27 protein-coding genes are annotated in these 26165 nt (G+C 41.9%); 16 read left to right on the forward strand and 11 right to left on the reverse strand.

All coding sequences use genetic code 11. The annotated features are described in order from the left end of the window. Window positions 1-58 precede the first annotated feature (58 nt). The gene (locus tag BKM01_RS05065; RefSeq protein ID WP_144082035.1) at window positions 59-439 is read right to left on the reverse strand and encodes a hypothetical protein; all 381 of its coding nucleotides are present in this window, start codon (window positions 437-439) and stop codon (window positions 59-61) included. Between the two features lie 227 nt (window positions 440-666). Between BKM01_RS05065 and BKM01_RS05070 the strand changes: the two genes are divergently transcribed. Further along, window positions 667-888: a PGF-CTERM sorting domain-containing protein gene (locus BKM01_RS05070; protein ID WP_143744096.1), complete on the forward strand. Its 222-nt coding sequence runs from the start codon at window positions 667-669 to the stop codon at window positions 886-888. Between the two features lie 109 nt (window positions 889-997). After that, window positions 998-2866: a PAS domain-containing sensor histidine kinase gene (locus BKM01_RS05075; protein ID WP_072358355.1), complete on the forward strand. Its 1869-nt coding sequence runs from the start codon at window positions 998-1000 to the stop codon at window positions 2864-2866. Window positions 2867-2925: 59 nt separating this feature from the next. Here BKM01_RS05075 and BKM01_RS05080 read toward each other — a convergent pair whose 3' ends face one another. Together BKM01_RS05080 and BKM01_RS05085 are read right to left on the reverse strand one after the other, a co-directional pair. Next, on the reverse strand, window positions 2926-3420 hold the full coding sequence (locus tag BKM01_RS05080) for a hypothetical protein (RefSeq protein WP_084006232.1): 495 nt from the start codon (window positions 3418-3420) through the stop codon (window positions 2926-2928). Between the two features lie 2 nt (window positions 3421-3422). Next, entirely contained in the window at window positions 3423-3851 is a 429-nt protein-coding gene (locus BKM01_RS05085; RefSeq protein WP_072358357.1) for a hypothetical protein, read from the reverse strand. A gap of 129 nt (window positions 3852-3980) precedes the next feature. Here BKM01_RS05085 and BKM01_RS05090 point away from each other — a divergent pair, with 129 nt between their 5' ends. Beyond that, on the forward strand, window positions 3981-4925 hold the full coding sequence (locus tag BKM01_RS05090) for a CAP domain-containing protein (RefSeq protein ID WP_072358359.1): 945 nt from the start codon (window positions 3981-3983) through the stop codon (window positions 4923-4925). Between the two features lie 38 nt (window positions 4926-4963). Here the strand turns inward: BKM01_RS05090 and BKM01_RS05095 are convergent, their stop codons facing one another. The 3 genes from BKM01_RS05095 to BKM01_RS05105 form a co-directional block, all read right to left on the reverse strand. Further along, window positions 4964-6688, reverse strand: coding sequence for an SdrD B-like domain-containing protein (locus tag BKM01_RS05095; RefSeq protein ID WP_072358361.1), 1725 nt, complete (start codon window positions 6686-6688; stop codon window positions 4964-4966). 102 nt (window positions 6689-6790) lie between these two features. Then, window positions 6791-7495: a hypothetical protein gene (locus tag BKM01_RS05100; RefSeq protein WP_072358364.1), complete on the reverse strand. Its 705-nt coding sequence runs from the start codon at window positions 7493-7495 to the stop codon at window positions 6791-6793. 58 nt (window positions 7496-7553) lie between these two features. Continuing rightward, window positions 7554-8834 (reverse strand): TIGR04279 domain-containing protein, encoded by a 1281-nt coding sequence (locus BKM01_RS05105; protein ID WP_072358366.1) that lies wholly within the window; start codon window positions 8832-8834, stop codon window positions 7554-7556. A gap of 261 nt (window positions 8835-9095) precedes the next feature. Between BKM01_RS05105 and BKM01_RS05110 the strand changes: the two genes are divergently transcribed. After that, window positions 9096-9374 (forward strand): hypothetical protein, encoded by a 279-nt coding sequence (locus BKM01_RS05110; RefSeq protein ID WP_072358368.1) that lies wholly within the window; start codon window positions 9096-9098, stop codon window positions 9372-9374. Between the two features lie 54 nt (window positions 9375-9428). Here the strand turns inward: BKM01_RS05110 and BKM01_RS05115 are convergent, their stop codons facing one another. Both BKM01_RS05115 and BKM01_RS05120 read right to left on the reverse strand, forming a co-directional pair. Further along, the gene (locus BKM01_RS05115; RefSeq protein WP_099816298.1) at window positions 9429-10031 is read right to left on the reverse strand and encodes a type IV pilin; all 603 of its coding nucleotides are present in this window, start codon (window positions 10029-10031) and stop codon (window positions 9429-9431) included. Between the two features lie 3 nt (window positions 10032-10034). Then, window positions 10035-10184, reverse strand: a complete 150-nt coding sequence (locus BKM01_RS05120; RefSeq protein ID WP_099816300.1) for a type IV pilin — start codon at window positions 10182-10184, stop codon at window positions 10035-10037. Window positions 10185-10309: 125 nt separating this feature from the next. On the opposite strand from BKM01_RS05120, the gene BKM01_RS05125 reads away from it, so the two are divergent. From BKM01_RS05125 to BKM01_RS05165, 9 genes are all read left to right on the forward strand, one after another. Then, the gene (locus BKM01_RS05125) at window positions 10310-10978 is read left to right on the forward strand and encodes a DUF169 domain-containing protein (RefSeq protein WP_236953543.1); all 669 of its coding nucleotides are present in this window, start codon (window positions 10310-10312) and stop codon (window positions 10976-10978) included. Between the two features lie 203 nt (window positions 10979-11181). Beyond that, on the forward strand, window positions 11182-12093 hold the full coding sequence (locus BKM01_RS05130; protein WP_072358372.1) for a DUF7507 domain-containing protein: 912 nt from the start codon (window positions 11182-11184) through the stop codon (window positions 12091-12093). Between the two features lie 157 nt (window positions 12094-12250). Continuing rightward, window positions 12251-13561 carry an NCS2 family permease gene (locus BKM01_RS05135; protein ID WP_072358374.1) on the forward strand — a complete coding sequence of 437 codons (1311 nt, stop codon included), beginning with the start codon at window positions 12251-12253 and terminating at the stop codon, window positions 13559-13561. Window positions 13562-13603: 42 nt separating this feature from the next. After that, on the forward strand, window positions 13604-14023 hold the full coding sequence (hepT, locus tag BKM01_RS05140; protein ID WP_072358376.1) for a type VII toxin-antitoxin system HepT family RNase toxin: 420 nt from the start codon (window positions 13604-13606) through the stop codon (window positions 14021-14023). Between the two features lie 286 nt (window positions 14024-14309). After that, window positions 14310-15530, forward strand: coding sequence for a bifunctional sugar-1-phosphate nucleotidylyltransferase/acetyltransferase (gene glmU / locus BKM01_RS05145; RefSeq protein ID WP_072358378.1), 1221 nt, complete (start codon window positions 14310-14312; stop codon window positions 15528-15530). Between the two features lie 9 nt (window positions 15531-15539). Continuing rightward, the gene (gene glmS, locus BKM01_RS05150; RefSeq protein ID WP_072358380.1) at window positions 15540-17360 is read left to right on the forward strand and encodes a glutamine--fructose-6-phosphate transaminase (isomerizing); all 1821 of its coding nucleotides are present in this window, start codon (window positions 15540-15542) and stop codon (window positions 17358-17360) included. A gap of 13 nt (window positions 17361-17373) precedes the next feature. Further along, window positions 17374-18669 carry a phosphoglucosamine mutase gene (glmM, locus tag BKM01_RS05155; protein WP_084006233.1) on the forward strand — a complete coding sequence of 432 codons (1296 nt, stop codon included), beginning with the start codon at window positions 17374-17376 and terminating at the stop codon, window positions 18667-18669. After that, window positions 18666-19856: a bifunctional sugar-1-phosphate nucleotidylyltransferase/acetyltransferase gene (glmU, locus tag BKM01_RS05160; protein WP_072359570.1), complete on the forward strand. Its 1191-nt coding sequence runs from the start codon at window positions 18666-18668 to the stop codon at window positions 19854-19856. The genes glmM and glmU (BKM01_RS05160) overlap by 4 nt, the downstream gene beginning before the upstream one ends. 168 nt (window positions 19857-20024) lie before the next feature. Then, complete coding sequence (locus BKM01_RS05165; RefSeq protein ID WP_072358384.1) at window positions 20025-20375, forward strand: nucleotidyltransferase family protein; 351 nt, start codon at window positions 20025-20027, stop codon at window positions 20373-20375. 33 nt (window positions 20376-20408) lie between these two features. On the opposite strand, the gene BKM01_RS05170 is transcribed toward BKM01_RS05165, so the two are convergent. The 3 genes from BKM01_RS05170 to BKM01_RS05180 are packed head-to-tail and all read right to left on the reverse strand — an operon-like array spanning window position 20409 to window position 23088. Continuing rightward, the gene (locus tag BKM01_RS05170) at window positions 20409-20894 is read right to left on the reverse strand and encodes a hypothetical protein (RefSeq protein WP_072358386.1); all 486 of its coding nucleotides are present in this window, start codon (window positions 20892-20894) and stop codon (window positions 20409-20411) included. Between the two features lie 8 nt (window positions 20895-20902). Beyond that, the gene (locus BKM01_RS05175; protein ID WP_072358388.1) at window positions 20903-21370 is read right to left on the reverse strand and encodes a hypothetical protein; all 468 of its coding nucleotides are present in this window, start codon (window positions 21368-21370) and stop codon (window positions 20903-20905) included. Continuing rightward, complete coding sequence (locus tag BKM01_RS05180) at window positions 21367-23088, reverse strand: hypothetical protein (RefSeq protein WP_072358390.1); 1722 nt, start codon at window positions 23086-23088, stop codon at window positions 21367-21369. Before BKM01_RS05180 ends, BKM01_RS05175 begins: the two co-directional genes overlap by 4 nt. 265 nt (window positions 23089-23353) lie before the next feature. On the opposite strand from BKM01_RS05180, the gene BKM01_RS05185 reads away from it, so the two are divergent. From BKM01_RS05185 to BKM01_RS05195, 3 genes are read left to right on the forward strand one after another with little or no spacing between them, the layout of a single operon-like run. Beyond that, window positions 23354-23911 (forward strand): flavodoxin family protein, encoded by a 558-nt coding sequence (locus BKM01_RS05185; protein WP_072358392.1) that lies wholly within the window; start codon window positions 23354-23356, stop codon window positions 23909-23911. Window positions 23912-23950: 39 nt separating this feature from the next. After that, window positions 23951-24784, forward strand: a complete 834-nt coding sequence (gene mmrce1 / locus BKM01_RS05190; protein WP_072358393.1) for an MmRce1 family CPBP family CAAX prenyl protease — start codon at window positions 23951-23953, stop codon at window positions 24782-24784. Window positions 24785-24813: 29 nt separating this feature from the next. Beyond that, the gene (locus BKM01_RS05195) at window positions 24814-26130 is read left to right on the forward strand and encodes an MFS transporter (protein WP_072358395.1); all 1317 of its coding nucleotides are present in this window, start codon (window positions 24814-24816) and stop codon (window positions 26128-26130) included. Window positions 26131-26165: the final 35 nt, after the last annotated feature.

Genomic DNA, 26165 nt, shown 5'->3' on the forward strand with positions numbered 1-26165 from the left:
CTATCCAGAATCACATTGGGGACTTCTTCTTATAAAAATAATGATGTATTAGTGAAAGTTAGAGGAAAGGGTTTCTACAGAGCCCGTATTCGAAATAATTATGAACAAAAGAATATATGAGTGCAGGGTCATGCTTATTTTTTTCAGCTGAATTGAGGATATCGTTAGTTGTATCAGTGGCAAAATAAAAATCCAGATCAGAATCTGAAGGTTGATTGTTTTGAGACTCATAAGACGGTGTTATATAAGATGAAGAAAGTGGTTTTGCTTCATAGTCCATTGAGCGATGTATTAACTTCAAATTTGTCTTTTCGTCGGATTGTTCCGTAAAGTTTGCATTTGGTTCACGATCAACAATCACAGGTGCAGCACCTGCAAAAACAGATGTTAGCATTATAGATATCAGGATTATACTGATTATTTTGCTTGTATTTTTCATATTTTCACCACTCATACCTCTTGTATACTAACACCGTAACTGGAGGTTTGGTTAATAATTTTTATATTTGTAATTGTACCCGACGAGTTTGATACATAATTTTAGAAATCTTAAATGTGAATACTAAGATAATATACTATATAAATATAATTATTATATTAAATGGTCTTTTAAACTATTTAGTATATATAATTATCATTATGATAATAATCAAGGAGAGTGAGAGTGTGCACTTAGATACGATGATCTCAGCAATTTGCACTCTGAATAAGAATCATTATTGGTTTATATTTATAGAAGCCCAAATTTTAGAGGAACCTGAAGGTGAAGAAGTAACAGATGAACCTGCAGCTGAAACTGAAGATGAGAGTGCTCAGACACCCGGATTTACCGCCATTTTTGCAGTGGCACTGATTGCAGGTGCAGCACTGATTATGCGGAAGGACTGAAAGTCTTGAAAGTGAGCGGAATCACCCGCTCATAATATTTTTTTTAAATTGATGATTTTTCTACAAAGCCAGCAACTTTATAAATCACAATAATCATATAAATAATCAGATGAAAAAATCATCACCGATTAAAAAGGATGTAAATGCAGTTCTGACAACCACATTATTGTATGTTGTCTTTGCGAGCCTTTGGATCATTTTTTCAGATATGGTACTGGGCTGGTTTGTTTCTGATATAAGGTTATATAGCCTGCTGCAAACCTATAAAGGCTGGTTCTTTGTTCTTGTAACTGCCCTTTTGTTTCTATTTTACGTAATGCCTCACATCAATGAGATCAACAACTCCTACGAACAGGCTTTGAAAGCCAAAGAGGACTACAGGTCCATCTTTGATACCGCTGCAAACCTGATTACCTCTGTAGATGCGGATGGCATAATTGTTGACTGCAACAATCAGGTCCAAAATTTTATGGGCTACAAAAGAGAGGAAATCATAGGCTACCCAATGGCAAAGATCATTCATCCTGATTATCTGGACAAAGCCTCCCAATCCCTTCAGGAAATCCTTGAAACCGGCTATTCCTATGATAAAGAATACAAGATGGTCAGAAAGGATGGCACTCTTATTGATGTCATCATAAATTCCTCTGGTATGAATAAAACCAATGGAAATTATGAAAGAACTATATGTATCATCAATGATATCACCGAGCGTAAAACGAATGAAAAAAGGATTGAGTACCTGACTTCGGTGTTAAAATCCATACGCAATGTAAACCAGCTTATCGTAACAGAAAACGACAAATTGAAACTTGTACAGGGTATCTGTAATAGTCTCACAGAATCCCATAGTTTTTACAGTGCATGGATCTGCCTGATGGATCACAATCAAAATCCAATCATGTTTGAGGATTGTGGCGAGGATAGTAAATTTTCAATCCTTTCATCAAAAATGAAAAATGGGGAAATACCTGATTACATCAGGACAGTTTTAGAAACAAACGAGCTGCTTTTTGTAGACGACCTATCAGGGCAAGATTCGGACAATACTCCGGCAAAGCAAAATACAAAATCAGTACACCTGCTTTCTAAACTTGAATATAAGGATAATGTCTATGGTGTGATTGCAGCCACCATTTCCCGGGAGTTTGCACAGGATAGTGAAATAATCGGTTTGTTTGAAGAAGTAAAAGGTGACATTTCTTTTGCCCTCTACAAACTGGAACTGGAAAATATCCGCCAGGAAATAGAAAAACAGCTTCTCGAAAGTAAGGCAGCAGCTGAGGAAGCAAACCGTACCAAATCCGAATTCCTCGCTAATATGAGCCATGAATTGAGAACGCCCTTAAATTCAATCATTGGTTTTTCCACTATCCTGAAAGATAGGAAACACGGAGATTTGAATGAAAACCAGACCAGATACATATCCAATGTTCTCAAGAGTGGGAAACACCTGCTGGATTTGATCAATGACATTCTTGACATTTCCAAAATAGAAGCGGGTAGAATGGGATATGAACCCGAAAATGTGAACCTTTCAGAAACAGTTGGTGAAGTAGTAACGTTGATGCAACCGATGGCCAACAAAAAGCATATTGAACTTACATCCAACATCGAACCTGAAGACATAGTAATATTTGCTGATAAGATAAAATTCAAAGAAATTATGTATAATCTACTCAGCAATGCAATTAAATTCACACCTCAAAAAGGTAAAGTTGCAATTACATCTCAACTTGTCAGTGATAATATTGAAATATCTATCTCAGATAATGGTATAGGTATTCCTGATGAAAAATACCAAAGCATATTTGACCCCTTTAAACAGCTTGATTCGTCTTCCACCCGTAAATATGGTGGCACCGGTCTGGGGCTTGCCATTGTAAAAAGATATGTGAAAATGCATGGTGGAAGTATACGGGTGGAAAGTGAGCCTGGTAAGGGTAGTACTTTTACGTTGGCGATACCTGTACCATAATGATTTTTTGGTCTCAGTGCAATTTAATACTAATTAATTGTCGTTTCTTTTCTTTTGTATCAGTTAGATTTGGATTCATCATCAACTATCAGTTCCGTAAGATAGCCTGCAATAACCGATGTCAGAATGATGTATACTGTAAGTATTAGAGTGTAGATAAACCTGAAATAATATATCATTATAGGAAGTAGAGGAAGTTTTACAGAACGATTGTAAAGGAAAGTGCTCATGAAAGATGTTCTCATTCCCTTTTCTTTGAGATCTGATAGTAGAGGATACCATATATAAATGGGACCGGTACTCAGGATACCCGCTACGATCGAAAATACCCATCCTTTCATTCCAGCCTCCTTGCCCAGATGCTTCTTGATCTTATCAGGTTTGAGAAAGAGATTGAAAAGGAATATGAAGACAAATACCAGTGCAAGGATTGGAATTACACGTAAAAAGATTGAGTAGTTTTCCAGCATGGATTCGTGGAAAAGGGCGGGAGATGTAAAATAAACTACCAGGTAGATTGCAATCATAAATACAACAAAATAATATTGTCTCACGGTTACAGTTCTCCTACTATTCCTAAAGTAATTACTGTTAATATAGCTACAAGAAAAGATACAATAAAGCAGATGATGTTCCTGGTAAGGGCAAATTTCTTTCCAAGAATATCCATCTCAGCTGGCAAACTAATAATTCCTACAGTAACCCAGCTTAACAGGAAGGCTGTAACAGCAAAAAGAGAGACCCCTTGTTTGATAAGTTCTCCTCCAATTATATAACTTGTAATTGGGTTACCTGCAGCAATACTGCCGATGAGATTGCCTATGAAAGGATCAATCAGAATATTGCCGGTAAAGATTGTAGAATAAAAGGATTCAGGAACTGCAGTCTTGAGGAGACTAATGGCCATTATGACTCCCACAACCACAGGTAAACTTTGATTTAAAGCATTGAGGGTCCTTTTTGCACTTTTTCCAATATGGTTCATAGATACATCATCTTTTTATGGCCTGTATCTTTGAATAAGTCACAAATGTATTCGCCATTTTTATATAATTAAGTAGAATACAAAGAATAGGTTTCTTTAGATTGGTAGTAGACATTTCAAGGAGATTAGATGGTGGATATGTTAAAATTTTTGTTAATATTATTTCTGGCAATTACATTTGTTATATTTCCGGCAGGTGCTGAAAATCTGTATTCTGCTGAAGAAAAACAAATGCTGGATTTGATCAATGAAGAACGTGTCGAACAGGGTGTATCTCCTTTACAATTCAATTCTCTGTTAAATGAGGCGAGCAGTGCACATAGCAGGGAGATGATTGAAAATAATTATTTTGCTCATGATTCCTATGACGGCACATCTTACTGGCAGCGTCTGCAGGATTTCAATTATCAATCGAGCACAACAGCCGAAAATATCGCAATGACCGTTCCCTTTGATGTACAGAAAGCACATGAAAATCTAATGGCTTCTCCGGGGCACAGGGCTAATATCCTAAATCCTGATTATAATGAAGTTGGTATTGGGATCTGGGTGGGTGATTATACCTATAATGGGGTTACCTATTCCAATACAGCAATGTTCACACAGGATTTTGGGTGGAGTACCTCTGCTGCAGTAGATGAAAAAGAGCCCCTTTCAATAGAAAGTTGCAGTCCACAGGATGATTTTTCTTCAGATTCTGGAAGTATGCAGGAATTTGCTGTAACTACGAATCGACCATGCAATATACGTTGGCTGATAGATGGGGTTGAGGTCCAAGAGATAAATAACGAACAGACTTGCTCCTATACTACATCAAAATCTTCACCCGGTACCTATGAGATAAAGGTAATAGCCGATGATGGAGTTTCTACAGATTACAGGGAGTGGTCCTGGACTGTAGTAGAGGAAGAAACTGCTTCCTCCTATCATGCTTACGACTTCAACCAGGATTGTGTGATAGATACCAGTGAAGTCTCAAAAGCCATCGATGATTATTATGCCGGGAAATTAGATGTTGCGGCGATTTCTCAAGTAATCGATTACTGGTACCTTGGTTCTGATGGATATTGCTGATCTCTAAAAAAGAAAGAATGGATCTGATAAATCCATTCTTATTTTTCTTTCCTTCTCAAACCCATTACACCAGCAAGTCCCAGCATTCCTATGATTAACAGAGGATTTGCAGTTGGCACTTCAAAATTGGGTTGCGAATCGTGTCCAAAGTAATGACTCATGTCTGAATCAGTTACATTGGGTCCAATTGGTGGCACTCCTACAGCTGTAGCTGTGTTCTCATATTGACCCAAACTGGCAGTTGAATTTTCGGTCAATACCTGAGATTCACCAGGTTGCAACAATGGAATGGTTCCGATCAATCCAAGTTCATCATCGGTCACTTCAATATAGGTCAAATTGACATTACCGGTATTGGTAATATTGAAGTCCCATACAACTTCATAGTTCAATCGGATGTACGGTCCTGTCTTATTATCCGCATCCTCTCCATTGGTAGATTTTTCAATATCAATACCAGGGATCACTTCAAACATTCCTGCATCGAAAGTCATATTGAAATCGGTTGTTTGCACGTCTATTTTCCCGGTCCTTCCCATAGCAGGATCAACGTCACTATCGTTTTCATTGTCAGTACCCTGGTTTTCTGGACTGAAAATGTGGCCGGGCAGCAAATCGAATTCTATATAATACTCTCCGGCTGCAACACTGAAGTTATAGTAACCGCTTTCATTTGTTAATGTAGTTTCCAGGAGTGAGTCATCACTGAAGTTATATAGATAGACATTCACTCCTTCAATCCCCGGCTCACCAGCTTCCTGGATTCCATTGTTGTCTGCAGTATCATTCCACAGGAAATCCCCGATTGTTGCATTAACCCCCACATAGTGACTCGGATCTGAATCACTGACATTGGGCCCTGATGGAGGTGTACCTACTACAGTTGCATTGTTTGCATACTGTCCCAGGCCAGCAATTCCATTTGCTGTGAATTCCTGTGATTGGCCTGCCTGTAACAATGGGATGGTTGCGATGTGTCCAAGTTTGTCATCGGTTACATTGACATCTGTCAAATTGTAATAACCGGTATTAGTCACATTGTAGGTCCATTCAACATTGTTTCCATTAAGTACCAGTGGACCAGTTTTGCTGTCAGCATCTTCACCGTTGGTGTATTTCTCGATATCCACCATGGCACCTACTTCAATGAATAACAGTTGTTTACGTTCTTCTGAGGTTTCAAACGGATCAATTACCACGATTGCAATATCATTGTCACCCGGACAAAAACCAGTTCCGTTTACATTTGCATCATTGATAATATATTGAGATTCCGTTGTAAAAAATCCCTTATACTCAGGATCCGTATCTGTAAGGTTCCAGATTGCAGCCTGAACTTCCTTCCAGTCTGCTTTGGATGTTGAACTTAATTGAGAATCATAGGCTCCCTCACGGTATCTGTTAATTACATAATTGACCTTATCCCATTGTTCATCGTCATTCGCGTAGGGAGGCATTGAAGAATTCTCACTGCAATAGACATTACTATCATACGATGTTTCAGGTGTAATGAATACTTCACTGTCGGTACACCAGCCAGTCCATGTCCCATTACTTATATCGTAACCTGCAGGAACATCACTCAGTTGTATATCAAAATAATTCCCATTACTACCAGGTATAGTTTTTGCTTCGACCGTGATTATCGCTGAAGGGATCTCTACTGGACAACATTCTTCTGCCTCTGTATTTTCTGCAGTCGCTATTGAAATTATTGCAAAAATGATTGCAACTAATACGATTAGTTTTATTTTAGCCTTCATACCGCCACCTCTATAGTATATTTCTTGCTGGCACTATAAAGGATTACATGTACGAAGGATAAGAAAGAAAGTATAGGAACAATTATTTTTCCAAAACCAGTTTTAGCAATATTTGTCCCCTGACAGGAAATAGTCTATCAACTGTGAGAGTTTATTGATGGAAAGATGGCCGGTAAAAAAGTCATCTATCCCTGCAGAAAGTTCTCCCATCTCAATTATGTAGTTCTGGTTTGCATCATATTCATTTTCGGGCGGGATTACGACTGGTTCCTCATATAGGGTAATTATCTCATTAATTTCACCAGCGCTTAATTCAAATATCCCCGGTGGTATCGAATTAGTGGCATAAGTCTCTTCAAAGTAACCCTGTGTATCTGCCTTTATCGAGCTGGATGCATTAATGGTGAGGTTGACAGTTGATTCTCCATCCTCTGCCTGTCCATCAATTATAATATCATAAGTTCCTGAAGGTACGTTTGATTGGGATACTGTTGCCACACCTGATTCAGCATCTGCGCTCTTGGTAATCCAGAACAATATTTTAACCCGGACATTCAGGTCTTTAACGTTCTCGCCTCTCACCTGAAAAGTATTGGATCCATCGGGAATTTCAACATCATCTATCCTGTACTTGTAAGTGCCATCAGATACATTGACAGTTTGATTAAAAGAAACGGTTATATCGATTGATTCATCAGGTTGAGAAGTACCATTTATTTTTATGTCCTCTCCCACAACCGGATAATCGGGATATACGGATAATTCTGTGACAGCAGCACTGGAGAGGGGTATTGCCACAGCAATCATAAGTAATGCGTATAGTATTGCTATAAAAACTCTAGCACCGCTTCCGTGTGATTTACCGTTAGATGCGATAGTATTCAACCCCTGATAGGTAGTAGGTTACAAATTCTGAAATTTCGACAATCGACAGATCCCCCACAAAGAAGTCGTCTATACATGCACTAAGTTCTTCCATTTCAATTGTATAATTTCCATTGATATCATAGGGGTTGTACGGGGCAACGAAGACGTCCTGCTGGCCGAATGCAACAACACCTTCCCCGGATTTGTATACTCCTGTAAGCAGGACGTATTTATCTTCCGGAAGGTCGGTTGTGGTTATACTGAGGCTGGTTTGGTTTGCCTCTACAGTTTTCATGATAATAGTCCCGTTATCAGGTCCTATCATTTCTATTATCTTATTCTGGACATCATTGCGCTCAATATTGGAAGAGTCAATCCCCAGAAGGTTACATCCCTGGATCAGAGGGATATCATTCACTGTCAGATTAGTGCTGTCCTTTGAACCATTGCATTGCATTTCAATATCGGCTTTGTACACACTATCCTTCACAAGGACTGCACCATAGGTATAACTGTTATCATTCGCAGCATTCTGCAGGCTGATGTCCACATTTATATTCTCATCCAGATCGACAGCTGGGGGCGCAGTTATTACGGAATCATATTCCAGTACTTCAAATCCTGTGGCAGAAAGGATGAAAGCATCGTATTCCTGCATTTGGCTGGTATTGAGCAGCATAAGGGCCATGTAATCCCCGGCTTGCAGATCATTACATGTAACTTCAAGATCCCCATTTCCATCAAGTTGTTCGTTCGGGTATTTTTTGTATGCATTTTCAGTTAGATCATGTATACTTGCAAGGTCTGCATCTTTCAGATTTTGATTAATGTCGCTGATAACTCCCCGGTTTACATTGATGATGTAGAGTTCAACATCATCATGGGCAAACATGTCTGAACCATAAAACTCAAGCTCTACATCGTTCTGTCCGGGTATGTCGGTGAACATTGAATGATTCGCAAAGGGATAGGTGACAGCATAATCGTCATCTGCATCCAGGGTTATATTTATGGATGCACTGCCATAATTGAAATCCGTTGCATTTATTCCCTGATAGGTAAAAGATATTGGATGTGGTAACCGGAATTCTTCTCCACCCTTAACAGCTATCCAGTTTCCCTCGGTGTCAGAACTTGTATGATTGGCAAATCCTATGCTTGCATCGTTAATTGTGATATTCCCTTCATAGGAATCCGCAACAGCAGTACTTCCCAGTCCAATTAGCAACAAGGTAACTATGAATGTATAACAGAATGCTTTAAGCCCCTTTGATCTCATGCCCTTTCCCCGTATTTATATTAAGAATGATTTTAACACATTACTAGCTTAGTTTCAATGTTATATCATTGGTGAAGGGCCCAGATATAAACATACGAACCATTTATCAGGACGTTTGGTAAGGGGTTTCAGGATTACAAACCGCTTAGTTGGCGGTTTGCATTGTTCAAATCATCAGGATTTGCTATTTTCAAAAAGAGCAGTTTTTGGGAACAAATATATTTATATAATTTATATATTAATATATACTTGGGGTTTTATATGATTGCAGATTCGGTGGAGCCGATTGTGGAGAATATCCACTATAGTGATACGTTGATGTTCTATAATTCAAAGATAGCACGAGGAGCTCTGTCCTGTAGTACTGAAAAATCAGGACTTTGTGAGATTGATGAGAAATACGCAAATGTGTGTCGACAAGTCATGGATATCGCCATACAGGAAAATCGTGCACCTGCTGATTGTGTTAATCAGGTATGTTCAAGGCATGGCGTCGGAGTGAATGAACTTTTACAGGTCCTTGATGCAAATCTGGGGTAATGCGGGGATGTATAAAAATTTATATTCCAAAAAGAGATGGAAGATATTTGAATTTCAACTCTGACATTCCAATTTACTATCTTCCGTTGCCTTTCCTGTATATTCTTTGGCCGTAGCAGTTATCTTGCTTATCACAAAATAGTGGTCTGGTCCCAGAAAAGTAATTTCGACATTATCCCCGGCTTTCATTGGTCTCTCCCCTTCAAAATCAACCGGGTATCTCCCTTCTGTTGCAAAAAAAGGATGTTTGCCGACAACATCGATTTGGTTTGAACCTGATTCTACATATCGGAAACCCACTTCCTCCTTGGGAGTTTCTCCATCGTCTTGCCATTGATTATGGGCCATTTGAATTACCAGTCGGTCCCCTGCACTAAAGTCCCCTGTACAGAATTTACCTACATCTTCATCGTGATATTTTTGCTGGGTTTCTTCATCAAAATAGGTAGGATTCACAAACCTGAGTTCTCCTCCTTCTCCGCTGGAATTGGTCCATCGTATAATAATGGAGCCAATTTCATCACCTTTTACCTCCGGCCCGTGTAAATAATCCAGATATATCAAATCGATGTCCCCTTTTTCCGGACTGCTTCCAGAACCTGCCCAGTAATCTCTGTATTCAGCACCCAGCAAGACTTCTGCCTTCTCAAAACCCATCTGTTAAGGAGGTTCTTTAAGTTTGTCAGTAATATCAAAAGCAGATATACCTATAACTGCTGCTAGAATTATCGTAATGATCAACATAAGAATAATACCAACCGCAGGGACGATTCCATTGGTATCATTGGAGAGGTGAGGTTTGAGTTGCATGAATATAATTAATATATAAATATTATTAATGTGTTTGGATGCTTTGCAATTTTTTGGGCAACCGAAATATTAAAGGTTGCCTGTTACAAAGCCTCTTTCATATGCCGATAGAAAAAATACATCAGATGGGTAGAGAACTGTCTTCCAATCTCCAGTTGACCTATATGCCGGTAGCTGTAACATTGCTTACGGATAATCAACGTCCTCCTGAAGGAATAAGTAGAATTGGGCACAATATGAGTCACTGTCAGATGGTGGATAAAGCAAGGCGAGACGGTTCCCAATTCTATTCACTGATAGACGATCAACAGTGCAAGAATGGGGCTGCTGTGATGGGTATGGGTCACATGCCTCCTGAATTTGCCAGTGGCAAAGAACATTACGATGAAGGCCACTACAGAACAATTGAATTGGCAAGAGATACCATACAACAATGTCCCAGGTTAGAGGCCAATTCCACAGAAGCAATCCTGTATGCGCCTTTGAGTGAAGCAAATTTTATTCCGGATGTTGTGATTATTCTTGATATTCCAGAAAAAGCCATGCAGGTATCCCAATCTTTGCTGTATAATGTTGGAGGCAGCATTGATGCAAACTTTGCAGGGATATTGAGTCTCTGTGCAGACGGTGTGGTCAAACCCTACAAAAGTGGGAATATCAGTATTTCTTTAGGGTGTGTGGGCAGTCGCAATTGTGGAAATATTGCAAAAGATGAGATGATAATAGGTATACCAATGGAAAAATTGCAGTATATAGTTGATGGTGCCAGGCGGATGTTCTCTTATTCTTCCTGATTTTCAGAGCATTTTGAGAGTGAATTAATTGGATTGAGTGCCTGCCTGAATCTGCTGGATTTATTATACCTGAATATATTCTGATTTTTATCCAATTGCACTTTATATTTTTAGTTTAAATACTAGTATACTTCTTTCGTACCTGTAGTTATTTAGACTTTTTATAATATTATTTTTCAATGTATTACTAATGAGGTGGTATTATGAAAGCTATCTATAAATTATTAGTATTTTTAACATTGTGTTTAATAACGACGGTCAGTTGTGCGAGTGCAAATGGATCGGATTCAGATACAGAACCTGCATTTGTTGGGTTACCCTGTCCTGCTGTTGAAGTTACAAAATATGTCTCTTCTGACAATTCCAGCTGGGAGGATGCAAATACAGCAGGAAGTGCCCTTCTTGTGGAATCCAATCAGGTCTACTGGAAGTATGTAGTAGAAAATGTAGGTGACGAACCACTTGTAGATGTAGAAGTGACTGATGATCAGCTTGATCCAGGTTTGATATGCACGATTGGAGACCTTGGGGTCGGGGAAGAGGCCACCTGTTACGCAGATGATTATGTACCTGAAGACTGTCCATATGTTGACGGCGAGGTCTACAGGAACAATGGTACAGTTAATGGTGTAGGTTTGGTTACAGGAATTGTGGTCACAGACAGTGATCCGAGCTGCTATTTCGGTGCAGATCCTTCTGTTGATATCGAGAAATCTACCAATGGAAAGGATGCAGATGAAGCACCTGGTCCATACATACGATTGAACTATGAAGTTGTATGGGAGTTCAATGTGACCAATACCGGTAATGTCAATCTGACCGATATTGAAGTGACAGATGACAAACTTGGATTGATCGGCACAATTGAATTGTTACAGCCTGGTGAATCCTGTGTGTTGACCGAAAGTGGAACTGCCAGTTTGGGTCAATATGAGAACAATGCTACGGCCGTAGGCGTGGCTCCAATTGGACCCAATGTAACTGATTCAGACATGAGTCATTACTTTGGACACGATTCGCAACCCAATTTTGAAGTGCCAACTGCAAATCCTCTGTTAATCATAGGAATGCTGGGACTTGCTGGTGTAATGGGTTTGAGAAGAGAACAGGAGTAAATTGAGGAAGTATTATCTCTTCTTCTTCTTCTTCTTTTTTATTTAAATTTAGATTGTTGATGAACACAGTCAATTATCGTATATAATTACGCAATTTTATATACTATATCTCTCTCAATATATCCCGATAATCATAAAATTGTCAGGATAATAGGAAATGGCAGGCGTACTGGAAAACTTCTTTCATCTGAAAGAACACGGCACAGATATAAAGACTGAAGTTATGGCCGGGCTTGTCACTTTCATGACAGTTGCCTACATTATAGTTGTCAATCCTGCTATTCTGGAAGCCGCAGGGATACCCTTTGGTCCTTCCCTGGTGGCTACAATCCTTTCTGCAGTATTCGGAACTCTCATTATGGGTGTCTATGCCAAAAAACCCATTGCGATTGCGCCATATATGGGAGAGAACGCTTTTGTTGCCTATACTGTGGTGGGAGTGCTGGGTTATCCATGGCAGACGGCACTGGGTGCAGTATTCATAAGCGGTGTCCTTTTTACGATTCTGACAATTTCAGGCTTCAGGGACAAGATGATCGATGCAGTTCCGAATAATCTCAAATACAGTTTTGTAGCCGGGCTGGGTCTGTTCATAACCTTTATCGGGCTTGTCAATGCAGGTATTGTTTCGCTGGGTGTGGAAGGCTCTCCCCTGCATGTAGGTGCTCTGGATACAATGCCTGTAGCCCTTGCTGTACTGGGATTTCTTTTGATCAGTGTCCTGATGATCAAAAATATCAAGGGCTCGATCCTGATAGGTATCATTGCTACAGCTCTTTTGGGATTTGTGACAGGTGTTTCCCATACACCGGATTCGATAGTTAGCATGCCGCCAAGTCTTGCACCCATTTTCCTGCAGCTGGATATTGTCGGGGCTCTGTCATGGGGTTTCTTTGCTGTGATCCTCACAATGTTCACCATGGATCTGATGGATACGATGGGTACCCTCGTGGGTGTATCTATGGAGGCCGGATACATGGATGAAGAGGGTAATCTTCCTGATATGGAGAAACCTTTCCTTGCAGACTCCCTGGCCACAGTATTTGCAGCAATTGCCGGTACCACTACCACAGGTGCCTATATCGAATCCGCTACCGGTATAAAAGAGGGAGGCAGGACCGGGCTTACTGCAGTTGTGGTTGCACTTCTTTTCATGCTGGGCCTGTTCTTCTATCCACTCTTTTCAGCAATCCCGGCAGCCGCCACAGCTCCTGCATTGATAATTGTCGGTTTTCAGATGATGACATCGATAAAAAAGATAGATATGAATGATCTGACCGAGATGGTACCTGCAATGGCGGTTATAATCCTGATGAGCTTTACCTATAATCTGGGAATTGGTCTGTGTGCAGGTTTTGTCCTGTTTCCCCTTTTTAAAGTGGTAAGTGGTAAGGGCAGTGAAGTCAAACCAATAGCCTGGGGATTGTTTGTCCTGTGTACCCTGTTCTTTATATTCTATCCTTACTGAATATAATTGAGGCTATAAACTAGATGATAAGGGTAGAGCATAATGAATTCGACTATAAATTCTAAACTGGAATTATTAGGGCAATATATCGAGATTCTCAAAGGTTATCAGGATTACAGTATTGATGATATCGCTCAGGACCACACCCTTAGAGGAGCAGTGGAAAGGTATCTGGAAGTTTCTCTCGAATGCATGATTGATATTGGAGAGATGATAATTTCCCGACAATCACTGAAAAAACCCGAATCCTATAAAGAAATTCTTATCATTCTGGGTGACAATGGAATCTTGCCCCTGAATTTTTCCAGGAAAATCTCCCCTGCAGCAGATTTTAGAGGCGAACTTCTGCACATGTATGCCGATATTGATATGGAAAAAGTGTATCTTTCTTTGCAAAACCATCCAGATTATCTGGAGAAGTTTGCACGCTACATTAACCTCTATCTTGAAAGAAGGGATTGAATTCTTAGGTCACTACACATTCTGTCAGATAGTTGATATTTTTGATTAGCAGGCAAATATGTGTTAATTACCTTCTCTTTTACTGAGACGACTGTCCATATCCCCTATTATTACTCATAATATACCATTCAGTAATATACTACCCAGTAATATACTGAATAGTATACTTCTCAATGGGAAAGACTCACTTTCATGACAATATTAGAAGGAAGTCCATGATTTCCTTAAAGGATAATTCACTTCCAAAAGATAACCTATAAATTCTTTCACGTTTCATGTTAATTCCATGAAAGCCATCGTTCTTGCCGCAGGGGAAGGTGTCAGATGTACACCCCTCACAAATACCCGTTCAAAAGTCATGTTACCGGTAGCCAATCGTCCCATCCTGGAATACGTTATATCCTCGCTTGTGGATAACGGGATCGAGGATGTAGTGCTGGTTGTCGGTTATGAGAAGGAGAAGGTGATGAACTATTTTGGAGACGGGAATGATTTCGGGGCAAGAATTACTTATGTGGACCAGACTTCACAGTTGGGTACCGCTCATGCGATCAGTCAGGCCATCCCTGCACTTGGGGAGGATAATGGATCTTTCCTGGTACTCAACGGGGATAACATAATTGAAAAAGAAACTATCAGTAAACTAATCGCAGATCATGCAGGGGATGCCACCGTACTAACCACTCCCCGGGAGAAGGTATGTGGATATGGAGTGGTCATGAGTGCTGCGGGAAAGGTAAAAGGCATTTTTGAAAAACCCAAACGCCAGATCAGTCATATGATAAATACCGGTATCTATGCTTTTAATCGGGATATTGTTGCAGAGATAGAGAATACCGAGATCTCCGAGAGAGGGGAATATGAAATTACCCATACCCTGCAGAATATGGTGAAAGGGAACAGGGATGTCAGGGTCACTGTAACCAAGAACCTGTGGATGGATTCGGTGTATGCCTGGGATCTGCTTGATACCAATGCCAGACTGCTGGCAAGTTGTGAATCTGCTATCGAGGATACTGCCATAATTGATGATACCGCTACCCTGATAGGGGATGTGGAGATTGGAGAATATACGGTTATCAGGGCCGGGTCATATATCGTAGGACCGGTAAAGATCGGGGATAACTGTGATATCGGACCCCAGGTGACAATTTTGCCTTCCACCAGTATAGGGAATAATGTATCGCTGGGTCCCTTTTCTTATATCCAGAACAGTATCCTGATGGATAATGTACGTGTGGATTCCCACAGCCATATCTCTGAAAGTATTATAGGGTTTAACTGCAATCTAGGTCCCTACTCCATCTGTGAAGTGGACAATGATGTGAATATCGAGATCGAGAATGAACTTGTGCCTGTGGAAAAAAGCGGCGTGGTTATCGGGGATGACTGTAAATTTGGTTCAAGGACCCTTACTGAGGCAGGCACTCTTGTGGGCAATAACTGTACCGTGCGATCGGGTACAACTGTGGATAGACATCTGCCTGCAAATTCCACAGTACTGTGAGGGGATATTATGTGCGGAATTGTAGGATATGTGGGAAAGACCGGTGCTTCATTGGTAATCATGGATTGCCTGCGTCGATTGGAGTACAGGGGTTATGATTCTGCCGGGTTAAGTGTATTAAACGGTGATCTGCAGACGTACAAGACTGCCGGCAGTATCGGTGAACTTGATAAAGTATTGCCTGCAGAGATCGAAGGTAATATCGGGATTGGGCATACACGCTGGGCCACACATGGGATACCCAATGATGTCAATGCTCATCCGCACTGTTCTTCGGATATCGTGGTCGTACACAACGGCATCATTGAGAATTACCTCAAATTGCAGGAATGGCTGGAAGCTGAAGGTTATGAATTTGTATCCGATACCGATACCGAGGTAATTGCCCATCTGGTGCATTTTTACAGTAATTCCCTGGACCTGTTCGAGGCAGTGCGCAAAAGCATGACAGTGCTGGAAGGCTCCTATGCGATCGCGGTTATGAGTAAGAATGATCCGGATACATTGATCGCTGCCAGAAAAGACAGTCCCCTGATAGTGGGCCTGGGGGAGAATGAATTTTTCACGTCCTCTGATGCCACGGCTTTTGTGTCTCATACCCGCAACGTGGTATTTGTGGATGACCGGGAGCTCGTGAAACTGACTCCTGAGAAGGTGGAGTTCTATGATATGGACGGCCAATTGCTGGAAAAGCAGGTTTCCACAATCGATTGGGATGTGGAGGCGGCGGAAAAGAGTGGGTATGCACATTTCATGCTCAAAGAGATCCATGAGCAGACCCGTTCATTGCAAAAAACCTTTGCCGGCAAGTTATCAGAACTTGAAGGCAATGTCCAATTACCTGAGCTCAAACTTACAGATGACCAGATCAGAAATATTGGCAGGGTGGAGATTATTGCCTGTGGCACGTCCTGGAATGCCGGATTGTTTGGCAAATATCTGCTTGAAGGACTGGCCGGTATACATACCGATGTCAGTGCAGCCTCGGAGTTTCGGTACCGGGATCCAGTGATGGATTGCAATACCCTTACCATTGCAATCACTCAGTCCGGAGAGACGGCCGATACGCTGGCTGCGATCCGCAATGTGGCACAGTATGAATCAAGTACCATCGCGATAACCAATGTGGTCGGCAGCACCATTACCCGGGAGGCTGAAAATGTAGTGTATACCCATGCAGGCCCTGAGATCGGAGTGGCTGCGACCAAGACGTTTACGGCTCAATTAATAGCGCTGTATCTGCTGGCTGTATATATGGGCAGACGCAGGAATTATCTTTTGCCGGATGAAGCAAAGGCTATAATCAAAAATCTCAAGGAACTACCCGGCAATGTGCAGCAGGTATTGAACCAGAGGGATATTATACGCAAGTATGCAGCCCGGTATGCGGCCAACCGGGATTATTATTTCATTGGCAGGGGACTTAATTACCCGGCGGCACTGGAAGCGGCTTTGAAACTCAAGGAAATATCCTATATCCATGCGGAAGGTTATGCTGCAGGCGAACTGAAACACGGGCCCCTGGCCCTGCTGGAAAACGGCACGCCCGTGGTGGCGATCGTTACAAAGGGGCGAACCTATGAAAAAATGTTGAGCAATATCAAGGAAGTCAAGGCACGCGGAGCTGAAGTGATTGCAGTGGCCGATCAAGGAGATCGGGAGATAGGCAAGTATGCCGATATTGTGATCCCGGTACCTGCTACCAATCCCCTGCTATCACCCGTCCTGTCCTCGGTGGCTTTGCAGCTGCTTGCCTATTATACGGCTCTGGAAAAGAGTTGTGAGATCGATAAACCGCGCAATCTGGCCAAAAGTGTGACTGTGGAATGAAGGAGTGTATGAATTGAAACTTTTCGGATCATCGGGAATCAGGGGACCGGCCAATAAGGTAATCGGTCCCGAACTGGCATTGAATGTGGGTATGGCCGTGGGTACAGTTGCCGATTCGGTTGTGGTCGGTAAGGATCCCCGTATCTCGGCGGATATGATTGAGCAGGCCTTGATCGCAGGACTGTCTGCCACCGGCTGTGAAGTAACCCTGGGAGGATTGATGAGTACACCCACTCTGGCTTTTGCCACCGCGGATTATGATTGCGGGATTATGATCACGGCTTCCCATAACCCTGCAGAAGATGTGGGGATCAAGTTATGGAATCCCGATGGCATGGCTTTTGATTCGCAGCAGCAAAAACGGATTGAACATATTATTGAGAATAACGAGTATGCAACCGTTGTCTGGAATGAAGTGGGGGCTGTGAAGTATGAGGAAGGTTTTGTTGAGCGGCACTGCAATGCAATCTTGAGCAAGATGCAATCTTCTCACAAACGTGTGGTTGTGGACTGTGGTTGCGGGGCTGGAAGTACAATCACTCCTTATCTACTCCGGAAACTGGGTTGCGAGGTAATTACATTGAACTGCCAGCCGGATGGATATTTCCCGGCACGCAATCCCGAACCAGTGGAAAAAAACCTGGGTCAACTGATCAAGGCAGTGGTGGCGTTTGAGGCGGATATCGGGATTGCGCATGACGGTGATGCGGATCGAATGATGGTTGTGGATGAGCAGGGTAATTTTGTCTCGGGGGATGAATTGCTTGCCCTGTTTGCCCTGCAGGACAAACAGGAAAAAGTTGTGGTGCCTGTGGATACTTCCATGATAGTGGATGATGCGCTTGGGGATACCGAGGTGCTGCGCTGCAGGGTTGGGGATATATATGTGGCAGAACAGATCAAGGCTTCAGGTGCTTATTTTGGAGGCGAGCCTTCAGGCAGCTGGATTTTCCCGGACGTATCGTATTGTCCCGATGGTATCTATGCAGCAGCCCGCATTGTGAATTTGATTGCAGACAGCTCGTTATCAAAGATGGTTGCGGATCTGCCTCATTATCCCACCCTCAGAGGTACGATCGAATGTCCCGAGGACAGGAAGGAACAGGCGATGCAGCAGATCAAACAATCCCTGGAAATGATGGGAGATGTTACTACCATTGATGGAGTTCGGGTGGATCTGGAGGATGGCTGGGTGCTTGTGCGGCCTTCAGGTACCGAATCCAAGATCCGGATCACTGCCGAGGCCAGGAAGGATGTGGATGATTTGTTTGGTGAAGCAGTATGTATTGCAAGGGGTGCAATACAGTGAAAGCGGTTATTCTGGCAGCGGGGCAGGGGACAAGAATGCGTCCTTTAACGGATAGGCGACCCAAGGTAATGCTGCCCATCGGGAACAAACCTATTTTGGAACATATCATTGATGAGGCAATGGCTGCCGGTATCCGGGAATTTGTGATAGTTACCGGTTATATGGAGGATTGTATAAAGGACTATTTTGGAGACGGTTCGCAGAAAAATGTGAGTATCGATTACGTTCTCCAGGAAGAACAGAACGGGACGGGACATGCCATCGGATGTGCTGAAGAGTATGTGGATGACAGGTTCATTGTGCTTAACGGGGATATGCTGATAAGTTCTGTCCAGATTAAAAATTTGATCGACAGGGCAGAAGATGCTGTCCTGACAGTTAAGGAAGTGGAAAATCCCTGTAATTTTGGAGTTGTTTGTACTGCCGGGGAAAAAGTGACTCAAATTGTGGAAAAACCCGAAAACCCTCCGACCAATCTGGCCAATGCGGGAATCTATCTGTTTCCCCGATCAATTTTTGATTATATCCACAGAACTCCTGAATCACCTCGCGGGGAGATTGAGATCACGGATTCCATACAGATGCTGATCGATTCCGGTGCCATTGTGGGTTATGAAGTATTCAGGGACGCATGGATCGATATCGGCAGACCCTGGGATCTGCTCACTGCCAACAAGCATGTGTTGGCCGGGCTTACCGGCAATATTGAGGCAGAAGTGGAACCCAATGCTACTCTAAAAGGAGAGGTGGTTTTGGGAGAAGGTACGATTATCCGTAATGGTGCCTACATCATCGGTCCTGTGATCATTGGAAAGAACTGTGATATAGGACCGAACTGTTTTATCCGGCCATCCACTGCCATAGGGGATAATGTGCGTATCGGCAATGCAGTGGAGATCAAGAATTGCGTGGTTATGAATAATACCAATATCGGACACCTGAGTTATGTGGGTGATAGCGTGATCGGCCGGGATTGTAATTTCGGAGCCGGGACCAAGGTTGCCAATCTCAGGCATGACGGGCGCACTATCCGGGTCATGGTCAAGGGGGAAAAGGTTGATTCAGGTAGGCGTAAACTCGGTGTGATAATGGGGGATAATGTGCATACCGGCATCAATACCTGTATCAATGTGGGTTGTGTGCTTAAAACGGATAGGTGTACGGGGTTGGGGGAAGTGGTGAAGTAAGCGATCAAAAAGAGTAGTTGAATTTGACTATAGTTAGATCTGACTATTTTTTGAGGTATGTAGGCTTTCTCAAGGCTGTGAGAACTACAGATCAAAATACCCTTTCCGTGATGAAGAAAAGTAGTTGACAAAATATATCTATTATAGTAACTTAAATATTGAGTGAACATGGAAGTCAAAGAAAATTCTCATCGGATCAATGATCCATTTGAACTTGTACAGGTTCTGAACCTCGAAAAAAGTGTGGGTGAGCAACTCATAACATTTTGTCAACGCAATGATATTGCTTTTCTGGGTCTTTTTGGCTCCTTTTCCAGAGGAGAACAAACCAGAGATAGTGATATTGATCTGCTTGTGAGGTTTTCTGAAATGAAAAGTTTGTTTGATCACATAAGAATGGAAAATGAACTGGAAGATTTGCTCGGGACAAAAGTTGATATGGTTACCGAAAATTCATTGAGTGCCTATATTGCTCCTCATGTTCAGGAAGATTTGCAAAAATTGTATTGTGAAGAATAATTCAATTTTTTCTGCATTTTGTGAAGAGTATCCTCAATCATCGCCTCCATCATCTGCATCATCGTCTCCCAGATAGTAACCACCATGCAGGTCTGCCTGATGATACTTATCTGAAGTGAGTTTTCTTCCCCTATTAGAAAGTATATCATTTCTCCAGAACTCATAACCAAAATTCTGTTCGAAATCCTGTCTGGGTAACCTGGCGACAAAATCTCTAAGAAAAGCATCCAGATAATCATAAGCTTCCCTTTCTTCCAGAAACCACAGCAGGATTGTAAGTGCTGTCATCCGGGATTTTTCCGAAGTATCTCCCCAGCTAAAGGTTTCATACTCGCTACCGGTTTTTTCCAGTACTTCAGAGGAAAGGGGATTTCCCAGAAGGAATATTTCCCCGGTTTGCCAGTTTCCTTTAATTTCAAGACCCTGTTCTATTACTCTCCTGTGATTGACAGCCTTATCGTCAATGATTTTGTCAAGGCCAACCGTAACAACGTCCAAAACCCTGTCTAACAATCCCATACAATCCCTCATACAATTGATTTAACAACCACTTTTGAACGGAACTCGTCCATATCTATCTCATAATTCAGTAGGGATTGTACGTCGGTAGTATATGCTTCTACCTCATAGAGAGGCTCCTCATCCGAATACATATGAATCACAATCTTTTCTGTATGGGGAGCCAATTCTGCAGCTGTACCCATCATATAAAACCAGGAAAGAAGTGAATCGACCTGTGAACGAACAGGAGGTTGATCATAAGCCATGAACACATAATTATCGGTGACCTCCACACTGGCTTTTTCAAAACCACTGAAAGCAAGGGTCTCGTAGATCTTCATACTCTGGCCCCTGTATTCAGAAGAAGTGCTATCAGCAACAGGGCCCCAATCATCGATATCTATACCAGGTGATGATTCACTACCATCATCTCCGCCCATAAACAAGAGCAGGATGAAAAGGACAAATATGCCTGCAATGATTTTTTTTATCATAAGTCATACACCTCCCCGTCATTATAAACAACGGAAGGATTGGAATATTTCACAACCTGGCAGTTATCCCAGGTCCAGGGCTTCCAGGAAGCTTTATCCATTATAGCCACATCGCCTATAGGATTGCCTTCAAAATCTGTCGGTATGTAGTAGGTCTGACCCTTTATGGAGGATTTTACCCAGTAATCCGGTGAAAGGGTTTTTTCATCCCCTTTGTCGTCCTTGTATTTGAAATTGTAAACAGGTCCATCGTCAGTTTTAATTCTTTCCCCATACCTATCTAGGAATGCATTAGGGGTTTTTGTACCAATAGCACCGCTGGTAATCTGGCCCTGTCTGAAATCACTGTTTGAAACAGCATCATCTATTTCAGGCATAACCATGACTGTCTTTTCAACTACTTCTGAACCTTTTTCGACCAATTTACCAACTACAGGAATATCGCCTCCTAGCTTTTGGCCAGCCTTGGCAAGCCCATAAAGAGCTTTTGTGGTCGTACCAGCTGAACCCTTAAGCTGGCTCAATTTCTTTGTATCATCAGCTACCTGATTGATTTCTTCAACTTTTTCTTTGACCATGTTCAGTTTATCTACATCATCTATAAGTTTGGCAAAGTTTGAATTCCTGAAATCTTCAGAAAAATAAGATGCAGCCTGCTGGCCGGATTTGATATTTTTAATCAAGTCCTTGTCATCTTTTGAAAGTTCGTCCTTTTGCAGGACCTCCTGTACCTTTGCCGCCACTTTTTCTTCACCTTCATATCTCTCTTCACGTTGCAGGGATACTTCTCCGTCGCTGCTAATCGTAAAATCATCCTCAAAGGTACCTTTAATGAGTTCATCATTCAGAACAGGGTCCTGCTCAGAGGATACATCTATTTCCTGAGCCGGTATTTCACCTGCATATTCAAAACCATTTCTTAATGCATTGACACCTGCGGAATAAGTCTGCATTTCGGCCATGAAATTATCGTCCAGCAGGTAAGTACCCATAATCTGCTGGTACTGCAACACATCTTCTCTGGAGATATCCTCAATTGAGACGGTACCTTTGACATCAACTACATTTTCTTCCTCAAGGATATCCATGTAATCTTCGATCTGCTCAATATCAATTTCCAGGGATTCAACTGCTGGCGGCGCTTCATCTCCTGTTGAAGGTGAACTGTCAATTATCTCTTCTTCCTCGATCTGTTCTGAGGATTCAACAGGTGCACTTTCACTATTATCTACAGATGGCACATCGCTTGATGTTCCTGCACCTTCTCCTATAGCTCCACTTTCCACAGAAAGTCTCACAAGTTCATTGAATACCCATTCCGACACCGGACGAATTTCTTCTGCAGGCAGGTTGTAGCCGTCAACTGTTATGTAGATAGTTTTTCCATCCGGCCCAGGAGCTTTGATTTCAGCTGTACTTGATACCATCTGGTTTGGGAATTCACCAATCACAACCCGTTCATCCACAGACCAGTAATCGAGGGATTGCATTTCGCCTTCGATAGCATGGCGGTTATCAATGGCATACAAAAGCCCCAATCTGTCATCGGCCCCCTCATACCATACCCCTCCATTATCCATTGTGGTTTCAAGCTCCTGTGCAATCTCGATTACCAGAGCTTCGTGATCCTCTGCTGCAGAATTGGAATATTCGGCTGCTACTGTGCCTGTAATGCAAATTAAAAATAAACCTATAAATATTATATTGAAGATTTTCATATAGGAACTATGCTCAATTAATATATACATATTAACAGTAGCAATATTTTAATTTAATAGCATTAAATAATCATTGAGTATACATGATAGCAATTCTGATTTTAGCAGGGGATGACTGTGGATTGCAGAATTTAAAAGCAACTTAAAAGAAAAACATGACTAAAAATAGAAAGGTTTATGTATATATAGCCTATTGCCTATACATCGAATAAGGTTCCACCAAGGAACTGAAAATAATCCATTAATACAAACAGGTGTGAAAACAATGAAAGTGGTAGGTTTTGTAGGCAGTCCCCGTAAGGGCGGTAATACAGATGTCCTCGTACAGCAAGTTCTTGACGGATCTTCTGAAGCCGGTGCAGATGTCAGAAAATTCAATATCAATGAAATGAATTTTACGGGATGTCAGGCATGTGGCTACTGTAAAGCCCATGAAAGATGCAAACTTGATGATGATATGGAAAAGGCTCTGGACGCAATCATAGATGCTTATGGTATTGTTTTTGGCTCACCCATCTATTTCGGCCAGTTCACGGGTCAGGCACGTTCATTCATAGACCGGTTCTACTCTCTTATCAACCCTGATTTTTCTCCACGTATCAATGCCGGTAAGAAACTTGTATTGGTGGGTTCTCAGGGATTTCCTGAAAAGGACCAGTACAAACCGGTATTTGATGAATTCGGTGGACTGATGAACCAGTTTTTCGGAATGGAAAATAAGAATACATTGCTTGCTGCCGGTTATTATGAACCGGGTGCAGTGAAAAGTAACACTGAATTAATGGATGAAGCAAAAGTCTCTGGAAAAACTTTGTTTGAATAAAGATAAAACGTAAAACAAGGAAGATACGGGGAATAGCAAATGATACCTAACTACAATTACAAACCAGGGATTTATTATCTTTCAACTTTTATCGTAACCTATATTCTCTGGTTTTCGGGAGCCTATGCAAGTTTTCAGGATGAGCTGAGCGGTCTGTATATGCTTCTAATGCTCCCCGGGCTTATGGCGCCTTTTCTGATATCGCTTGTTATGATTTTCAGATCTAAAAATGCAGATCTTAAAAGGGATTTTGTTAACAGGTTGACGAATATCAGATTAATACGGCCGGGGATTTTGCCTGTTTTCTTCCTTCTAATGCCTCTGTCAGTTGTGGTATCTATTTTTATTTCCCTGTTCTTCGGAGGATCGATGTCACAATTTCAGCTGGCTGAAGGTTTCTCTTTCTCGACTGGCTTTGTTCCTGTTCTGCTGCTTCTTTTACTTGCAGCGGGTTTTGAGGAACTGGGATGGCGAGGCTATGCTTTTGACAGTCTGCAGAGCCGACACACCTATTTCAAGGCATCAGTCATTTTCAGTGTACTCTGGTCCCTCTGGCACTTCCCGCTGATATTTGTGAACAATTCCTATCAGTATGAGATATTCCAGGAAAGTTTCTGGTACGGTTTGAACTTCTTTGTCAGCATCATACCCCTGGGAATGATAATCAGCTGGATATGTATCAAGAACGGCAAAAGTATCATTGCTGCAATTGTTTTCCATTTTATCGTGAATATGTCCCAGGAGATACTGGATATAACCCAAACCACGAAATGTATTCAAACTGCAGTTCTTCTCATTGTAACTATTGTGCTGATTGCATATGACAGGGAAATGTTCTTTTCCAGAGCCCATCTTGGAAAAAGAAGTATCTGAAAATTCACAAAATAAAGAATGGTAATAGGATGACGGATAATTTCCAGGATCAGTATTCCAAATTTCTCTATATCTGGTTTGGCCAGTTCATATCAATAATCGGAACCGGCCTTACGATTTTTGCACTGGGCGTATATGTATACCAGCTAACGGGTACGGCTTCAAGTTACGTCTTTATCCTGATGTGTGCATTCCTGCCTCCTATATTACTGAAACCCTACGGTGGTATACTGGCCGATCGCCATGATCGACGCATAATGATGGTGTTTGGAGATCTTGGTTCAACCCTGGGCCTCCTTTTCATCTTTTTCATGATGGTTAAAGGCAATATAGAACTCTGGCAGGTCTATCTGGGTATCTCTGTAAGTTCCATTTTTGCAGCTTTTCAGGAACCAGCCTACAAGGCACTTGTCACTGATCTTTTGACCAGGGACCAGTATGCTAAAGCAAGCGGACTGATGCAGCTGGCAAGTTCGGCCCAGTATCTGCTATCTCCATTTCTGGCCGGTGTATTGCTTTCTTTATTAGATATCAAATTCATATTCCTGATCGATGTTTCCACCCTCCTGATAGCCAGTTTCATTGTGATCTGGATCAGAAAAGTCCTGGGTGAAATTCCTGTTAAACGTCAGGAAACAAATTTCATGGAAGAGTTTAAAGAAGGTTTCCAGGAGTTTTCCAAGAATAAAGGTGTGGTGCATCTTGTAATTACCACCATGATAGTACTCTTTTTTGTTGGCCTGCTCCAATCTCTCTTTGTCCCAATGCTGCTGAACTTGGAATCAGTTAAAACTGTGGGAATCTCCCAGTCACTCTGTGCATCGGGAATGATAATTGGAAGTCTCTTTATCGGGATATTTGGAAGCAGGAGCGGCCATGTGACAATGTTGTCGATTGCTCTTTTCCTGTCAGGTTTATTCTTTGCAGGGCTGGGTTTCTCAGCAAATATAATCCTGATTACCCTGGCGGGCTTTTTGTTCTTTGCAATGCTGCCTTTCATAAACACCCCGATCGAGGTTTTGATCAGGACAAATATTGATAATCAAAAACAGGGGCGAGTCTGGTCAATCATCTCAACGACAACCTATGTTGGTTCGATACTTGCTTTTGCTGTAGCAGGTTTTCTGGCAGATTATGTATTCGATCCCCTGCTAAAACCAGACGGTATGCTTGCGGATTCTATTGGCTCCCTTATAGGAACCGGAGCTGGCAGGGGAATTGCTTTAATGTTCATTGCATCCGGGCTGATGATTTCGGTAATTTCTCTGTTCATCTGGAAGAATAGCCGGATAAAAGGGCTGGAAGATGTCGAAAAGCAAAATAATGTAGTGCCTTTGCAATTATAATCTCAAAACTGGGAATGGGGAAAGTGCCCTTTCCC

Source organism: Methanohalophilus portucalensis (assembly GCF_002761295.1).
Classification (GTDB): Archaea; Halobacteriota; Methanosarcinia; order Methanosarcinales; family Methanosarcinaceae; genus Methanohalophilus; species Methanohalophilus portucalensis.

Coding starts and splice junctions, on each gene's coding strand:
- BKM01_RS05065 (WP_144082035.1), bottom strand. CDS start 439: ATGAAAAATACAAGCAAAATAATCAGTATAATCCTGATATCTATAATG.
- BKM01_RS05075 (WP_072358355.1), top strand. CDS start 998: ATGAAAAAATCATCACCGATTAAAAAGGATGTAAATGCAGTTCTGACA.
- BKM01_RS05085 (WP_072358357.1), bottom strand. CDS start 3,851: ATGAACCATATTGGAAAAAGTGCAAAAAGGACCCTCAATGCTTTAAAT.
- BKM01_RS05090 (WP_072358359.1), top strand. CDS start 3,981: ATGGTGGATATGTTAAAATTTTTGTTAATATTATTTCTGGCAATTACA.
- BKM01_RS05095 (WP_072358361.1), bottom strand. CDS start 6,688: ATGAAGGCTAAAATAAAACTAATCGTATTAGTTGCAATCATTTTTGCA.
- BKM01_RS05100 (WP_072358364.1), bottom strand. CDS start 7,495: ATGATTGCTGTGGCAATACCCCTCTCCAGTGCTGCTGTCACAGAATTA.
- BKM01_RS05105 (WP_072358366.1), bottom strand. CDS start 8,834: ATGAGATCAAAGGGGCTTAAAGCATTCTGTTATACATTCATAGTTACC.
- BKM01_RS05110 (WP_072358368.1), top strand. CDS start 9,096: ATGATTGCAGATTCGGTGGAGCCGATTGTGGAGAATATCCACTATAGT.
- BKM01_RS05115 (WP_099816298.1), bottom strand. CDS start 10,031: ATGGGTTTTGAGAAGGCAGAAGTCTTGCTGGGTGCTGAATACAGAGAT.
- BKM01_RS05120 (WP_099816300.1), bottom strand. CDS start 10,184: ATGCAACTCAAACCTCACCTCTCCAATGATACCAATGGAATCGTCCCT.
- BKM01_RS05125 (WP_236953543.1), top strand. CDS start 10,310: ATGGGTAGAGAACTGTCTTCCAATCTCCAGTTGACCTATATGCCGGTA.
- BKM01_RS05130 (WP_072358372.1), top strand. CDS start 11,182: ATGAAAGCTATCTATAAATTATTAGTATTTTTAACATTGTGTTTAATA.
- BKM01_RS05135 (WP_072358374.1), top strand. CDS start 12,251: ATGGCAGGCGTACTGGAAAACTTCTTTCATCTGAAAGAACACGGCACA.
- hepT (WP_072358376.1), top strand. CDS start 13,604: ATGAATTCGACTATAAATTCTAAACTGGAATTATTAGGGCAATATATC.
- glmU (WP_072358378.1), top strand. CDS start 14,310: ATGAAAGCCATCGTTCTTGCCGCAGGGGAAGGTGTCAGATGTACACCC.
- glmS (WP_072358380.1), top strand. CDS start 15,540: ATGTGCGGAATTGTAGGATATGTGGGAAAGACCGGTGCTTCATTGGTA.
- BKM01_RS05165 (WP_072358384.1), top strand. CDS start 20,025: ATGGAAGTCAAAGAAAATTCTCATCGGATCAATGATCCATTTGAACTT.
- BKM01_RS05170 (WP_072358386.1), bottom strand. CDS start 20,894: ATGGGATTGTTAGACAGGGTTTTGGACGTTGTTACGGTTGGCCTTGAC.
- BKM01_RS05175 (WP_072358388.1), bottom strand. CDS start 21,370: ATGATAAAAAAAATCATTGCAGGCATATTTGTCCTTTTCATCCTGCTC.
- BKM01_RS05180 (WP_072358390.1), bottom strand. CDS start 23,088: ATGAAAATCTTCAATATAATATTTATAGGTTTATTTTTAATTTGCATT.
- BKM01_RS05185 (WP_072358392.1), top strand. CDS start 23,354: ATGAAAGTGGTAGGTTTTGTAGGCAGTCCCCGTAAGGGCGGTAATACA.
- mmrce1 (WP_072358393.1), top strand. CDS start 23,951: ATGATACCTAACTACAATTACAAACCAGGGATTTATTATCTTTCAACT.
- BKM01_RS05195 (WP_072358395.1), top strand. CDS start 24,814: ATGACGGATAATTTCCAGGATCAGTATTCCAAATTTCTCTATATCTGG.